The 13564-nt window shown below is 67.0% G+C and carries 10 protein-coding genes; 3 read left to right on the top strand and 7 right to left on the bottom strand.

Features of this window, described 5'->3' with window-relative positions:
- Position 1: 1 nt before the first annotated feature.
- From ACSQ25_RS02345 to ACSQ25_RS02335, 3 genes are all read left to right on the top strand, one after another.
- Positions 2-1822 carry a glycoside hydrolase family 28 protein gene (locus tag ACSQ25_RS02345; RefSeq protein ID WP_436104106.1) on the top strand — a complete coding sequence of 607 codons (1821 nt, stop codon included), beginning with the start codon at positions 2-4 and terminating at the stop codon, positions 1820-1822.
- Positions 1823-1943: 121 nt separating this feature from the next.
- Positions 1944-4889, top strand: coding sequence for a TonB-dependent receptor (locus ACSQ25_RS02340; protein WP_436104105.1), 2946 nt, complete (start codon positions 1944-1946; stop codon positions 4887-4889).
- 128 nt (positions 4890-5017) lie between these two features.
- The gene (locus ACSQ25_RS02335) at positions 5018-5953 is read left to right on the top strand and encodes a LysR substrate-binding domain-containing protein (RefSeq protein ID WP_436104104.1); all 936 of its coding nucleotides are present in this window, start codon (positions 5018-5020) and stop codon (positions 5951-5953) included.
- 11 nt (positions 5954-5964) lie between these two features.
- On the opposite strand, the gene ACSQ25_RS02330 is transcribed toward ACSQ25_RS02335, so the two are convergent.
- From ACSQ25_RS02330 to ACSQ25_RS02300, 7 genes are all read right to left on the bottom strand, one after another.
- Positions 5965-7176 carry an MFS transporter gene (locus tag ACSQ25_RS02330; RefSeq protein ID WP_436104103.1) on the bottom strand — a complete coding sequence of 404 codons (1212 nt, stop codon included), beginning with the start codon at positions 7174-7176 and terminating at the stop codon, positions 5965-5967.
- A gap of 146 nt (positions 7177-7322) precedes the next feature.
- The gene (locus ACSQ25_RS02325) at positions 7323-8006 is read right to left on the bottom strand and encodes an OmpW/AlkL family protein (RefSeq protein ID WP_436104102.1); all 684 of its coding nucleotides are present in this window, start codon (positions 8004-8006) and stop codon (positions 7323-7325) included.
- Between the two features lie 57 nt (positions 8007-8063).
- Complete coding sequence (locus ACSQ25_RS02320; protein WP_436104101.1) at positions 8064-9434, bottom strand: SGNH/GDSL hydrolase family protein; 1371 nt, start codon at positions 9432-9434, stop codon at positions 8064-8066.
- A gap of 240 nt (positions 9435-9674) precedes the next feature.
- Complete coding sequence (locus tag ACSQ25_RS02315) at positions 9675-10709, bottom strand: L-threonylcarbamoyladenylate synthase (protein WP_436104100.1); 1035 nt, start codon at positions 10707-10709, stop codon at positions 9675-9677.
- Between the two features lie 2 nt (positions 10710-10711).
- The gene (locus ACSQ25_RS02310) at positions 10712-11896 is read right to left on the bottom strand and encodes a 5-(carboxyamino)imidazole ribonucleotide synthase (protein ID WP_436108011.1); all 1185 of its coding nucleotides are present in this window, start codon (positions 11894-11896) and stop codon (positions 10712-10714) included.
- Positions 11897-11923: 27 nt separating this feature from the next.
- On the bottom strand, positions 11924-12421 hold the full coding sequence (gene purE / locus ACSQ25_RS02305) for a 5-(carboxyamino)imidazole ribonucleotide mutase (protein WP_436104099.1): 498 nt from the start codon (positions 12419-12421) through the stop codon (positions 11924-11926).
- Between the two features lie 3 nt (positions 12422-12424).
- The gene (locus ACSQ25_RS02300) at positions 12425-13321 is read right to left on the bottom strand and encodes a phosphoribosylaminoimidazolesuccinocarboxamide synthase (RefSeq protein ID WP_436104098.1); all 897 of its coding nucleotides are present in this window, start codon (positions 13319-13321) and stop codon (positions 12425-12427) included.
- Between the last annotated feature and the right edge of the window lie 243 nt (positions 13322-13564).

The following is a 13564-nucleotide window of genomic DNA, read 5'->3' as shown; positions in this document are numbered from 1 at the left end:
GATGACGATGACATTCCAGCCACGCCGCCGCGCCCTGCTGCGCACCATTCCTGCCGCCGGCCTGCTGTTGGGCGGGGCCGGCTGCGCCATCCCGGGTGCCAAGATGACTGCTGCCGATCCCTGGCAGCGCGCCAATGACATCATCGCGCGCCTCGCCACCCCGCTGCGCTTCCGCGACGAAGACTTCCCTATCACCGCCTATGGCGCCAGGCCTTGCACCATGGTCGAGGCCAAGGGACAGGTCGCCTCGCTGGTCAACGGCACCGTGCGCACGCCTGCCCCCGGCTCGCCCGACGCCTACCCGGCGATCACGGCCGCCATCGCGGCCTGCCACGCCAAGGGCGGCGGCCGGGTCCTGATCCCTGCCGGCGACTGGTATTGCGCCGGCCCGATCGTGCTGCGCTCGAACGTGCACGTGCACCTGGCCGCGGGCGCCCGCGTGCATTTCTCGGCCAATCCGGAACACTATGCACGCCACGGCGAATTCGATTGCGGCCCGAACGGCAAGCTGACCCTGTCGCGCTGGCAGGGCAACGACTGCCTGAACTACTCGCCGATGGTCTATGCCCACAAGCAGACCAACATCGCGCTCACCGGCGCCGACTGGACCAGCATCCTGAACGGCCAGGGCGGCGTGCCTTTCGAGGACAAACCGGACGAATGCTGGTGGGACTGGAAAGGCCGCGGCACACCGCTGCGCACCCGCACCGAGATCGCCGCCAACCCGGCCAACCCGCCGCTGGACAAGGTGGCGCCGACGCTGCCGGCGGCGCAGCGCGCCCTGATCCAGGGCGAAGGCTGGCAGACCGATTCGCGCTACCTGCCGGCCCTGTCGGAAGCCGGGGTGCCGGTGGCGCGCCGCGTGTTCGGCCGCGGCCACTTCCTGCGTCCCTGCATGATCGAGTTCATCGGCTGCGACAAGGTGCTGCTGCAGGGCTACCAGGTGAACGCCGCGCCGTTCTGGCTGCACCATCCGGTGAACTGCCGTGACCTGGCGATGCGCGGCGTGAACATGGAAAGCCTGGGCCCGAACAGCGACGGCTTCGACCCGGAAGCCTGCGACGGCGTGCTGGTGGAAGACTGCACCTTCAACAACGGCGACGACTGCATCGCGATCAAGGCAGGCAAGAACCTCGATACGCAGCATGGGCCGACGCGCAATATCGTGATCCAGCGCTGCATCATGAATAGCGGCCATGGCGGCGTGACCCTCGGCAGCGAGATGGCCGGCGGCATCGAGCACGTCTACGCCCAGCAGCTCGAGTTCCGCAACACGCATTGGGCCAAGAAGCCGCTGAACACCGCGATCCGCCTCAAGACCAACATGAACCGCGGCGGCTTCCTGCGCCACCTGTACGTGCGCGACGTCAGCATCCCGAACGGCGTCAAGATCGAACCGATGCTGTACAAGCCGCTCGACGGTGCGAAGGAAATCACCCAGCCGGTGGCCTCGACCGCCGGCGCGATCATCACGATCGACTGCGACTACGTGCCGGGCGACGATGCGGTGCGCATCCGCCCGCCGCAGGTCTCGGACATCGACATCCGCGGCATCCGCACCGGCAATGTCGACACCGGCAGCGGCAAGTTCTCGTGCTACCAGGCCTTCGTGCTGCTGGGCCCGGTCGCCTCCAGCTTCAACGGCCCGGCCGGTACCCCGATCCTGCCGATCACCCGCGTGCGCATCAGCGATTCGGACTTCGGCACTCCGAAGAACGGCGCCCAGCCGTGGTTCCTGCACAACGCCACCGGCATCACCCTCGACAAGGTCACCATCGGCGGCAAGCGCTACGACACGACCCTGTCTTCAAGCAATCCCTAATACGGGATAGGTCAGGCCAATTCATGTATTTATTTGAAGTGGCCTGACCAAATCTGTCAACATTGCCGTAAAATCTAGAAACTGGCCTGACCAGATCTAGCTAAAAACGCATGGAGACAGCATGAAACAAACAAAGCAACGTGCCGCCTTACGTCAACTTACCCTGCGCCTGCTCGGCTCGGCATCGGTGTCCGCCCTTTCCATTGGCGCCGCCTTTGCCCAGGATGCCCCGGCCGCCCAGCCACAACAGATCCAGACGGTCCAGGTGACCGGCCTGCGCGCCTCGCTCGAGAGCGCGCTCAACGCCAAGCGCCAGGACAACGGCATTGTCGACGTCATCAAGTCTGAAGACATGGGCAAGTTCCCCGATACGAACCTGGCCGAATCGCTGCAGCGCGTGCCGGGCGTCGTGATCGACCGTGATGCCGGCGAAGGCCGCAACATCACGGTGCGCGGCCTGGGCCAGGACTTCACCCGGGTGCGCATCAACGGCATCGAGGGCCTCGCCACCACCGGCGGCACCGACAGCTCGGGCGGCACCAACCGCGGCCGCGGCTTCGACTTCAATGTGTTCGCTTCTGAACTGTTCAGCTCCCTCACCGTGCGCAAGAGCTCTTCGGCCGACGTCGACGAAGGCTCGCTCGGCGCCACCGTCGACCTGCAGACTCTGCGCCCCTTCGACCTGAAAGGCTTCAACGCCACCATCGCGGCCAAGGGCAAGTACAACGACGGCTCGGAAAAGATCGACCCGCGCGTTGCCTTCATGCTGTCGAATACCTTCATGGACCGCACCCTGGGCGTGCTGGTCTCGGGCGCCTTCTCCAAGCGCCGCGTACTGGAAGAAGGCTTCAGCACGGTGCGCTGGGATAACGGCCCCTCGTCGGGCGGCTGGTGCGCGCCGATGGGCGTCGCCAACAACCCGGCCAACTCGACCGCCACCACCTGCGGCCCGGCGGCCCAGGGCGTGCCGCGCCTGCCGGCCTCGCAAGCCGCCACCGATGCCTACAACGCGGCCAGCAGCGTCAACAACTTCCATCCGCGCCTGCCTAGATACGGCCGCCTGACCCACGACCAGGACCGCCTCGGCCTGACCGCCTCGGTGCAATGGCGTCCCCAGCGCGGCACCCTGCTCACCTTCGACATGCTGTACTCGAAGCTGGATGCAACGCGCCAGGAAGACTTCCTGCAGGCGATCTCGTTCAGCCGCAGCGCCACCCAGGGCGGCAAGCCGCAGATGAGCGTGGTCGAAGCGCAGTACGCGCCGAACGGCGCCCTCCTGTACGGCCGCTACAACGGCGTGGACATCCGCTCGGAATCGCGCTTCGATGAACTGAACACCACCTTCACCCAGCCGACCCTGACGCTGGAGCACAAGTTCAACGACAGCTGGAGCATGAGCGCCAAGGTCGGCCGCGCGAACTCGAAGTTCCGCAACCCGGTGCAGACCACCGTCACGCTGGACGCGCTGAACGTGAACGGCTACACGATCGACTTCCGCGGCGACGACCGCCTGCCGGCGATCAGCTACCCGTTCGACCCGATGGCCGCGAACGGCGCGCTCGGCATCATCAGCGTACCGCAGGTGGCCAGCGGCACCCAGCCGAACACCATCCCGAACACGACCAGCAGCGAGATCCGTATCCGCCCGCAGGGCGCGACCAACGTCAACGACGTCGGCCAGTTCGACCTGGCCTGGGAAGCCAGCGATCACCTCAGCTTCAAGGGTGGCCTCAACCGCAAGAAGTACGAGTCGGACACCTTTGAATTCCGCCGCGTGAACCAGAACGACACGATCTTCGCCCCCGCGGCAGGTTCAACCGGCCTGACCACGACCGTCACCGGCTTCGGCAAGGGCCTCGATATGCCGGGCGCTAACGCAACTGGCTGGGTGATCCCGAACCTGTCCGCGATCGCCGCCGCCTACGACATCTACTGCAACTGCATCAAGGCCGGCCCCGCAGGCGGTCCGGGCGACTTCACCCTGTCCTCGATCACCAACGGCAACGCTCGCGGCAACAACCGCACCGTCACCGAGCGCGACGACGGCTTCTACCTGATGGGCGAATTCCGCTACGACCTGTGGAACATCCCGGTGCGCGGCAACCTCGGCGTGCGCCACGTGAAGACCGAGCTGGAAGCGATCGGCTACCAGGCGGCCGGCGGCGGCACCGCGGTGAAGGTGAACCACGAGTACAAGGACACCCTGCCCTCGTTTAACATCGCGGCCAACCTGACCCAGGACTTCATCGTCCGCTTCGGCGCGGCCAAGGTGATGACCCGTCCGCAGCTGGGCTTCCTGTCGCCGGGCGGCACCATCTCGACCACCGGCACGCTGACGATCAACACCGGCAACCCGCTGCTGAAACCCTTCCGCGCCAAGACCTTCGATTCCAGCTTCGAGTACTACTTCGGCAAGAACGCCTTCGTCGGCCTGGGCCTGTTCCAGAAGAACATCGACACCTACATCCAGTCGCTGCGCACCAACGTGCCCTTCCGCGAGACCGGCCTGCCGCTGTCGCTGCTGCCGGCCAACTTCAACGGTGAAGAAGTGTTCCAGGTGACGGCGCCGATCAACACCGATGGCGGCAAGCTGAAGGGCTTCGAGCTGAACTACCAGCAGCCGTTCACCTTCCTGCCGGGCTGGGGCCGCAACTTCGGCACGCTGCTGAACTACACCAAGGTGAGCTCGAAGATCGAGTACGCGGTCTCGCCGACCAGCAACGAGCGCATCGTCGACGACCTGCTGAACCTGTCGCCGAAGTCCTGGAATGCGACGCTCTACTACGATGACGGCAAGTTCAGCGCGCGCGTGTCGGGCGCCAAGCGTTCCTCGTTCATCACCCGCGTGCCGGGCCAGAACAACAACGACGTCGAAGGCAAGAACGAAACCTTCAACGTGGACGTGTCGCTCTCGTACAAGTGGAACGAGCGCCTCGAGTTCACGCTGGAAGGCGTCAACCTGACCAACGAAGCGAACGACCAGTTCATCAGCCGCGCACGCAACAGCGTGGTGGTGAACAACGTCACCGGGCGCGAGTTCCTGGCGGGGCTGCGCTACAAGTTCTGATCGAATCTCCTGCAGTGCTTCCCGGCCCGCGCTTGCGCGGGCTTTTTTCATGGCGAAGGGCTTTCATCCTTCTTGTCATCGTGCCCCGCATATGGAAAGATGCGCTGGACCCTATCTACAGGACCGCCATGGACCGCTTCGCCGAACTCACTACCTTCTGCGCCGTCGCCGCCTGCGGCGGTTTCTCGGCGGCGGCACGCCAGCTGGGGGTGGTGACGTCCTCGGTCACCCGCGTCGTCGACGCACTCGAAGGACGGCTCGGCGCGGTGCTGCTGAACCGTTCGACCCGCAGTGTCACGCTGACCGAAGCGGGCCGCGCCTATTACGAGGACGCGCAGCGCATCCTTGCGCAACTCGATGCCGCCGACGATGCGGCGAGTACCGGCGCGCTCGGCGCCGCCGGCGTGCTGCGCGTCGCGGCCCCGGTCACCTTCGCGGCGCTGCACATCGCACCGATTCTGCCGGCGCTGCGCGCACGCCACCCGCGCCTTGCGCTCGACCTGCGCCTGAGCGACAGCGCGGTCAGCCTGGTCGACGAGTCGATCGACGTGGCGATCCGCATCGGCAGCCTCGATCCGGAGGCGACACTGGTGGCGCGCCGCCTGGCCGGGCATGGCCGCGTGCTGTGCGCCAGTCCCGCCTACCTTCAGCGCCATGGTGTGCCGCAAGCTCCGGCGGAACTGTCCCGGCACGACTGCCTGCAGTTCAGCTATGCCGAGCATCGCCGCGGCTGGCGCCTGGGGCGCAAGGACGACGGTGAAACCGGCATGCAGGTGGAAGAAGTGGCGATCAAGGGCGTCGTCCAGGCCGACAACGCCGAGATCCTGCGCCAGGCCGCCGTCGCCGGCCTCGGTATCGCGATGCTGGCGCGCTGGCTGGTGCACGAGGACCTGCGGGCAGGACGGCTGGTACAGGTGCTGGAAGACTACGAGGTGAATCCGGGACCGATGGACGTGGCCCTGTATGCGCTCTACCAGGCCAACCGCCGCGGTTCGGAGTCGATCCGCAGCTTCGTCGAGCTGCTGGCCGAGCACCTGGCGCGATCGGGCGTACCGCTGGAATGATGCGTCCCCCGTCAGCCCGCCTTGCGCAGCGCCGCGGCGCGTCCCGGCAGTTCACCCAGCCAGTAGACCAGTGCCGCGGCCGGGAAAGCCATGCCGGCCAGCAGCGCGGCGTGCCAGCCGTGGTGCGCATACACCCAGGCCCCAGCCGCCGAACCGAGCGCGCCGCCGCCGAAGAACAGGGCGAAGTAGATGCCGTTCAGGCGGCTGCGTACCTCGGCGCCGAGCCCGAAGATGGCGCGCTGCCCCAGCACCAGGTTGGCGGCCACCGCCATGTCGAGCACGATCGAGGCCAGGGCCAGCACGCCGATGGCGAGTTCGCGCGAGGCCGGCTGGAACAGCGGCAACGCGAAGCCGGCGATGCCCAGCACCAGGGCCGCTGCCGTGGCGGGCAAGGTATGGCCGCGGTCGGCCAGGCGTCCCGCCACCGGCGACGCGATGGCGCCCGCCATCCCGACCAGGGCGAAGATGGCGATACCGGTCTGCGACAGGCCGAACTGCGGGCCTTCCAGCACCATCGGGGTAACGGTCCAGAACAGGCTGAAGGCCCCAAACAGTCCCGCGTGGTAGGCGGCGCGGCGGCGCAGCAGCGGAGTGCCGGCCAGCAGGGTCCACAGCGAGCCGATCAACTGGCCGTAGCCCAGCTGCTGCACAGGCTGGCGTTGCGGCAGCTTGTGGCGCAGGACGAAGGCCAGCACCAGCATGGCGGCAGCGGCCGTGCCGAACACGGCATGCCAGCCGGCGTGGTCGGCCATCAGGCTGGCGGCCGGACGCGCCAGCATGATCCCCAACAGCAGGCCGCTGACCACCTTGCCGACGGCCTGGCCACGGGTTTCCTCGCGCGACAGGTGGGCCGCGAAAGGCACCAGCACCTGCGCCGCCACCGAACCGAGTCCGATGCCGAGCGAGGCCGCCAGGAAGCTCCAGGCACTGGTGCTGCCGGCCGCGACACCCAGGGCCACCGCGGTCGCGAGCAGTGCGCCGACCACCAGCCTGCGGTTTTCCAGCAAGTCCCCGAGCGGGACGATGAAAAGCAGGCCGAGCGCGTAGCCGACCTGGGTCAAGGTGACGATCAGGCCCGCGGCTTCGGCGGACAGGCCGGTGGCGCTGCTGATCGGCCCGACCAGGGTCTGGGCGTAGTACAGGTTGGCGACAATGAGGCCGGCGGAAACGGCCAGCAGGCGCACCATGCCCGGCGCGATGTCGGGGGTGGCGGGATGGTTCATGTGGTTCTCCTTGCGCGGTGGATGCGTTGCAAGGATTGTAGGTGCGTCGGGCCCATCGATTGTTAGCGCGCAGCGCAAGACTGTTTTCGACGGCGCCAAGAAAAAGGCCCGCACACGGCGGGCCTTCGAAGGGAGCGAAGCGCTGCTTAGAACTTGTAGCCCACAGCCACCATGACCGCCACCGGATCCAGCTTCATGTGCTGCTTCTGGCCGGTCGAGAAGTGCACGTCGGTGCGCAGGCGGCTCTTGTTGACGGTCACGTCGGCGAACCAGCGCTCGTTCATGTTCATCGCCACGCCGATTTGGCCGGTGTAGGTGAACTTGTTGTCGATGCTGAAGGTCGTCGGCACGCCGTTGCCCGGGTTGGTGATCGCGGTCATCTTGGCCGAACCACGTTCCTTCATGAAGTAGGCATAGGTGGCGCCGATGCCGACGAAGGGACGGAAAAGCGCGTTCGGTGCGCCGAAGCGGTACTGCGCGAACAGGGTCGGCGGCAGCGCTTCGACGGTACCCAGCTCGCCGGTGCCGGCGATGGCGCCCGCGCCGTAGATGGCGTGCTTGTAGGGCGTGCCCAGGCAGGTCTCGAGCGAGATGTTATCGGTCAGGCCGTAGGTAAAGCTCAGCACCGGCTGGAGGTCCTTGCCGACGTCCGCCTTGGTGCCCGGCAGGGCCGGCGCGCTGATGTCGCCGCTCTCGACCTTCGGGGTCAGCTGGTTGAGGCCGAACTTGACGGTGAGCTGGCCGGCCGACTGGGCCGATGCCGTCGAGGCGCAGGCTAGCGCGGCGGCCACGCCCAGCACTTTGACGAGGCTGTTGAAACGTACTTTCATCTTTTCTCCTGAAATCTGTTGTAGAGGCCCGTCCTTCCGGGACGGGCCTGCCTCGTCTTACAGCCAGCCCTTGACGGCCATGTCCTTCAGCACGTAACGCGCCACCAGGTTGTTCTCGAACGGCGTCGGGTGGATGTCGTCGGCGAACATGTAGCGGCTGACGTCACCGGCCACCGTGTTGGAGTTGGTGCAGATCAGGGAAGTGGTGCCCAGTGCGTTCGGGCCGCAGGCCGGGGTCGAGGTATTGGTCAGGCCGTACGGCGCCGGGTTCTTCACCTGGTCGTTGCTGACGGTGTAGAGGTCGACGTACAGGATGCGCGGGTCTTCCGCGCCCAGGCCGGCCTTCAGCTGGGCGTTGAAGGCGTTGACCATGGCGGCGGTCAGCTGCTGGACCTCGGCGGACTTCGACTTGGCGGCCGGGGTGCTGGCCACGTCCGGCAGGTTGGCGACCACGACGTACTTGGCGCCCTTGCCGACGACTTCGTTCTTCACCAGCGCCGCCATCTGCGCGCCGGCGGCGCCCAGGTCCTGGACCAGCTTCGGACCGTTGGCGCTCAGGTAGTCGGCGCCGGCCTTGTTGCCGGCAGCGGTCGCGTCGGCCGTTGCCTTGGTAACCATCGGGCCATACACCGAAGCCTGGGCCACGGCCGCGTTGCCCGGCTGGCGAGCGGCGGCGCCGACGGCGGCGGCGACGATGGTCTGGGTGCTGCTGCCCGCACGTGCGCTCTCGGCGGCGATGGCCGCGCCGATTGCCTGGGCGGCGGTCTGCGGGTTGGTGGCGCCGGCTGCCAGCTGCATGGTCAGCGAGGTGCCGAAGGCTTGCGCACCGGCGGCGCTGCCGGCGGCGGTCGCGGATGCCTGCAGGGTGCTCAGCGCCATCAGCACGTCGTTACCGCCCGACAGGAGGGTGACCAGTTCGGTGCCGCTGAACTTGTTGCCGTTGCGGGACAGGTGGTTGGCGACCTGGGTCACCAGCGGCACCGTCATTTCGCCGATCGGCGAGCCGGTCGCCTTGTTGCCCGGGCCGATCGGGTTGGTCACGCGCGAACCGCCCTGGGCGTAGTTGAAGCAATTCAGGTTGTTGCTGATCGGGACCGAGAAGCCGCGGGCGGCATCGCCTTCCAGGCCGGTCTGGGCGGCGCAGGGCGCCGGCAGGCGCAGCTCGGCTGCCAGGAAGTCGACCCAGATCTTGCCGTTCAGCTCAGGGTTCTTGGCGGTGCCGTCACCGTTGATGGTGAACTTGCCGCCGCCTGCGGTCTTGACCGCGCCGACGGCATAGGTGCCCACGTCCGAGAGGCTGTCGCCGAAGGAGACCTGCTGGGTGAACTTGAGCTTCTGCGTTTGGTCGCCGCCGCCCGGGCTGGTACCGCCGCAGGCTGCCAGCACCGCTGCCGTCAGCAGGGCAAGCGCGAGTTTGGTTTGACGCATTGTGTCTCCTAAAGTGGTTATTTTGAAACGAACGGGCGTGCTATTCGTATCACAATAATATGCCAGTGTTCAACTTTCTTGTATAGAGAATGCTTGCCTGCACGTCAGTTTTCTGTGACAACAGACAACATCCGGGGACGCGATTATATCCCTGCCATGCGGCAAGAATAAAATGCTTTGGAAAACAGTTTGATATGGAAGAACGCCCGTACGTACGGGCGTTCTGCTCCATGAGCCTGCTCAGGCCTTCGGTGTGAACTGGTTCAGCAGGCCATGCACGATGCCGGTCGAGCCGTGAGCGGCCCGGCGCAGGCGGTCATTGACGCCCAGCCAAGCCCCGTCCTGCGGCGGCGCCTCGACCAGGATCAGGTCGGCGCCTTGGCCGTCCATCGCGCGCAGCGCGGCGTACAGGGCGTGGGCGAAGCCGTCCGGGGTGGCCGGCAGGCGCAGCGCGGCATGCGTTGGAGGCATGTCGGAGTAATGGATCAGCGCGACCTTGCGTCCCGCCGCCGCGAGTTCGGCCAGGGTCTGGCGCAGTTGCGCGCCGTCCTGCATCGCCACCGGCGTATGCGGCGCGTAATGCGATTCCAGCGTGCCCGAGGCGCGCGGTGCGGCGGCATCGGGGGCGCTCGGCACCTGGTCGATCACGGCCGCGATGGCGTCGGCACTGATGTGGCCGGGACGCAGCAGCACCGGGCCATGCGTGGCCAGGCGCGACAGGTCGACGATGGTCGATTCGATCCCGACCTGCGAGGCGCCGCCGTCCAGCACCATGGCCACCGATCCATCCTGGCCGAATTCGTCGCGCACGTGCTGGGCCAGGGTCGGGCTGACCGCGCCGAACTTGTTGGCCGAAGGCGCCGCGACGCCGCCCTTCCCGCCCTTGAAGGCGCGCAGCAGCGCGATCGCCACCGGGTGCGAAGGGCAGCGCAGGCCGACCGTGTCCTGGCCGCCGCTGACGGCATCCGGGATGTTCGCTGCGCGCTTGAGGATCATGGTCAGCGGGCCGGGCCAGAAGGCCTCGGCCAGCGCATGGGCTTCGCGCGGGATGTCGGTCGCCCAGTAGTCGAGCGGCGCATCGGGCGCCAGGTGCACGATCACCGGGTGGTCTTGCGGCCGGCCCTTGGCGGCATAGATGGCCGCGACGGCCGCCGGGTTCTCGGCGTCCGCGCCGAGGCCGTATACGGTCTCGGTCGGGAAGGCGACCAGCGCGCCGTCTTCCAGCGCGCGTGCGGCCGCCGCGATGGCGGCCTGGTCCAGGTCCTGGAGTTCCATCCTTACTCCGGAATGCCGAGAATGGCGCAGGCCTGGCGCAAGCTGTCCTGTGCTTCAGCCAGCGTCGGCGCAACGAAGCTGATGTGGCCCATCTTGCGTGCACGGCGCGGATCGTCCTTGCCGTACAGGTGCAGGTTCGCGCCCGGCAGCGCCAGCACGCGATTCCAGGCCGGCTCGCGCGGGGTGTCGCTATCGCCGTCGAACCACACGTCGCCCAGGATGTTCAGCATGACGGCCGGCGAATGCTGGCGCACGTCGCCCAGCGGCAGGCGCGCCATCGCGCGTACCTGCTGCGCGAACTGGCTGGTGATGCAGGCGTCGATGGTGTAGTGGCCGCTGTTGTGCGGACGCGGGGCCATCTCGTTGACCACCAGGGTGCCATCGGCAAGCACGAAGAACTCGATGCACAGCACGCCCACATAGCCCAGCTGGGCCACGATGGCGCGCGCCGCATCCTGCGCCTGTTTCGCGCAGGCCTCGGACACGTTCGGTCCCGGCACCGTGGTCGTGAACAGGATGCCGTCGCGGTGCACGTTCTCGGCAATCGGATAGACCACCGAGGCGCCGTCATGGCCGCGCGCGGTCAGCACCGAGACCTCGTAGGCCAGCGGCAGCATCTTCTCCAGCAGGCAGGTCACGCCCTGCATGGCGTCGAAGGCGGCGCGCACGTCCTCGCGGGTGCGCACGCGTACCTGGCCCTTGCCGTCATAGCCCATGCGCACGGTCTTGAGGATGCCCGGCAGCAGCTCGTCGCCGATGGCGTCGATGTCGGCGTGCGAGGCGATGGTCTTGTGCGGGGCCGGCATCACGCCGGACGTCGGTGCGCACTCGACGAAGAAGCGCTTCTCGGCGATGCGGTCCTGGGCGATCGACACGCAGGAGGCGGCGGGCGCCACGAAGCTGCGCTCGCCCAGCCAGGCCATGCTGTCGGCCGGGACGTTCTCGAATTCGGTGGTGACAGCCACGCATTGCTGCGCGAGTTCGGCCAGGCCGGCGGCATCGCTGTAGCCGCCCGTGATCAGGCGCTCGGCGACCTGCCCTGCCGGGCAATCCTTGCTTGGCTCGAGCACGGCGACCTTGTAGCCCATCGCCTGGGCGGCGTGGGCGAACATGCGGCCGAGCTGGCCGCCGCCCATCACGCCGAGCCAGGCCGACGGATGGGCGGTGGGAAGCAATGGCACCGCCATTGCCGAGTTGGTCACTTTAGGCATTTTTCAGACGGGAAGGGTCATGGCCTGGGCGGCCGCGGTCTGTTCGAGGCGGAAGGCCAGCAGCTTCTCGGCCAGCGCGTCGTCGGTAGCAGCCAGGATCGCCACCGCGGTCAGGGCCGCGTTGGCGGCGCCGGCTTCGCCGATGGCAAAGGTCGACACCGGCACGCCTTTCGGCATCTGCACGATCGACAGCAGCGAATCCTCGCCGCGCAGGTACTTCGATGGTACCGGCACGCCCAGCACCGGCACGATGGTCTTGGCGGCCACCATGCCCGGCAGGTGGGCGGCGCCCCCTGCCCCGGCGATGATCGCGCGCAGGCCGCGCGCACGTGCGGTTTCAGCGTAGGTGAACATCTCGTCCGGCATGCGGTGCGCCGAGATCACCTGCGCCTCGAAGGGCACGCCAAATTGCTTCAGCACGTCCACCGCGTTCTTCATCACGTCCCAGTCGGACGAGGAACCCATGATGACGCCAACGACTGGTTTTGCTTGATCGGTCATTGCTCAGGCCTTCAGCTTGTCGCCGGTGAGGCGTTCGATGGCTTCGAAATACTTGGCCTGGGTCTTGGCGATGACGTCCGGCGGCAGGGCCGGGGCCGGAGCGGTCTTGCCCCAGTCGGTCAGGGTTTCGAGGTAGTCGCGCACGAACTGCTTGTCGAAGGACGGCGGCGACATGCCCGGCGCGTAGGAGTCGGCCGGCCAGAAGCGCGAGGAGTCGGCGGTCAGCACTTCGTCCATCAGGTGCAGGACGCCGTTGTCGTCCAGGCCGAATTCGAACTTGGTGTCGGCGATGATGATGCCGCGGGTAGCGGCGTATTCGGCGGCGGCGGTGTACAGCTGGATGCTGATGTCGCGCATCTTGGCGGCGAGTTCCTTGCCGATGCGCTGCTCCATCTCTTCGAAGGAGATGTTCTCGTCGTGTTCGCCGATGTCGGCCTTGGCCGCCGGGGTGAACAGCGGCTGCGGCAGCTTGTCGGCCTGGCGCAGGCCGGCGGGCAGCTGGATGCCGCAGATGGCGCCGCTTTCCTGATAATCCTTCCAGCCCGAACCGATGATGTAGCCGCGCACGACGGCTTCGACCAGGATTGGCTTGAGGCGCTTGGCCACGACGGCGCGGCCGCGGACCTGCTCCACTTCTTCCGGTGCCACGACGGATTCCGGCGCGACGCCGGTCAGGTGGTTCGGCACGATGTGGCCGAGCTTCTCGAACCAGAAGTCGCTCATCTGGTTCAGCACCATGCCCTTGCCTGGGATCGGCTCGTTCATGACAACGTCGAAAGCCGACAGGCGGTCGGTCGTGACGATCAGGATCTTGTCGTCGCCGACAGCGTAGTTGTCGCGTACCTTGCCGCGGCCGAGCAGTGGCAGGGACTGGATGGTGGATTCGTAGAGGCTGTTCATAGATGGGATATCAGGGAAACGGGACCGGGATTGTCGCCGGTCGAGTGGGTCAGGTCTGGGGGTGGCCTGGGCCAGTGCGTAATTTTACGTCAATTCGCGAGACGTCGTCCCGGCGAAGGCCGGGACCCAAGTTTGTTTGCGTGTCGACTGCAGAAAACTTGTCGACTGCGGTGAGGAAATTGGATCCCGGCCTGCGCCGGGATGACGTTGAAACGGATAGTGGCAGGATCGGCTTTTGCGAAT

The sequence above is a fragment of the Massilia sp. LjRoot122 genome, assembly GCF_964252725.1.
Classification (GTDB): Bacteria; Pseudomonadota; Gammaproteobacteria; order Burkholderiales; family Burkholderiaceae_D; genus Telluria.
Note: the sequence above shows the minus strand (reverse complement) of the source record. Positions and strands in the feature narration are given on the sequence as shown.

Excerpts from the sequence above, each read along its gene's own strand:
- ACSQ25_RS02345 (WP_436104106.1), top strand. The coding sequence starts at position 2 with ATGACGATGACATTCCAGCCACGCCGCCGCGCCCTGCTGCGCACCATT.
- ACSQ25_RS02340 (WP_436104105.1), top strand. The coding sequence starts at position 1,944 with ATGAAACAAACAAAGCAACGTGCCGCCTTACGTCAACTTACCCTGCGC.
- ACSQ25_RS02335 (WP_436104104.1), top strand. The coding sequence starts at position 5,018 with ATGGACCGCTTCGCCGAACTCACTACCTTCTGCGCCGTCGCCGCCTGC.
- ACSQ25_RS02330 (WP_436104103.1), bottom strand. The coding sequence starts at position 7,176 with ATGAACCATCCCGCCACCCCCGACATCGCGCCGGGCATGGTGCGCCTG.
- ACSQ25_RS02325 (WP_436104102.1), bottom strand. The coding sequence starts at position 8,006 with ATGAAAGTACGTTTCAACAGCCTCGTCAAAGTGCTGGGCGTGGCCGCC.
- ACSQ25_RS02320 (WP_436104101.1), bottom strand. The coding sequence starts at position 9,434 with ATGCGTCAAACCAAACTCGCGCTTGCCCTGCTGACGGCAGCGGTGCTG.
- ACSQ25_RS02315 (WP_436104100.1), bottom strand. The coding sequence starts at position 10,709 with ATGGAACTCCAGGACCTGGACCAGGCCGCCATCGCGGCGGCCGCACGC.
- ACSQ25_RS02310 (WP_436108011.1), bottom strand. The coding sequence starts at position 11,896 with ATGGCGGTGCCATTGCTTCCCACCGCCCATCCGTCGGCCTGGCTCGGC.
- purE (WP_436104099.1), bottom strand. The coding sequence starts at position 12,421 with ATGACCGATCAAGCAAAACCAGTCGTTGGCGTCATCATGGGTTCCTCG.
- ACSQ25_RS02300 (WP_436104098.1), bottom strand. The coding sequence starts at position 13,321 with ATGAACAGCCTCTACGAATCCACCATCCAGTCCCTGCCACTGCTCGGC.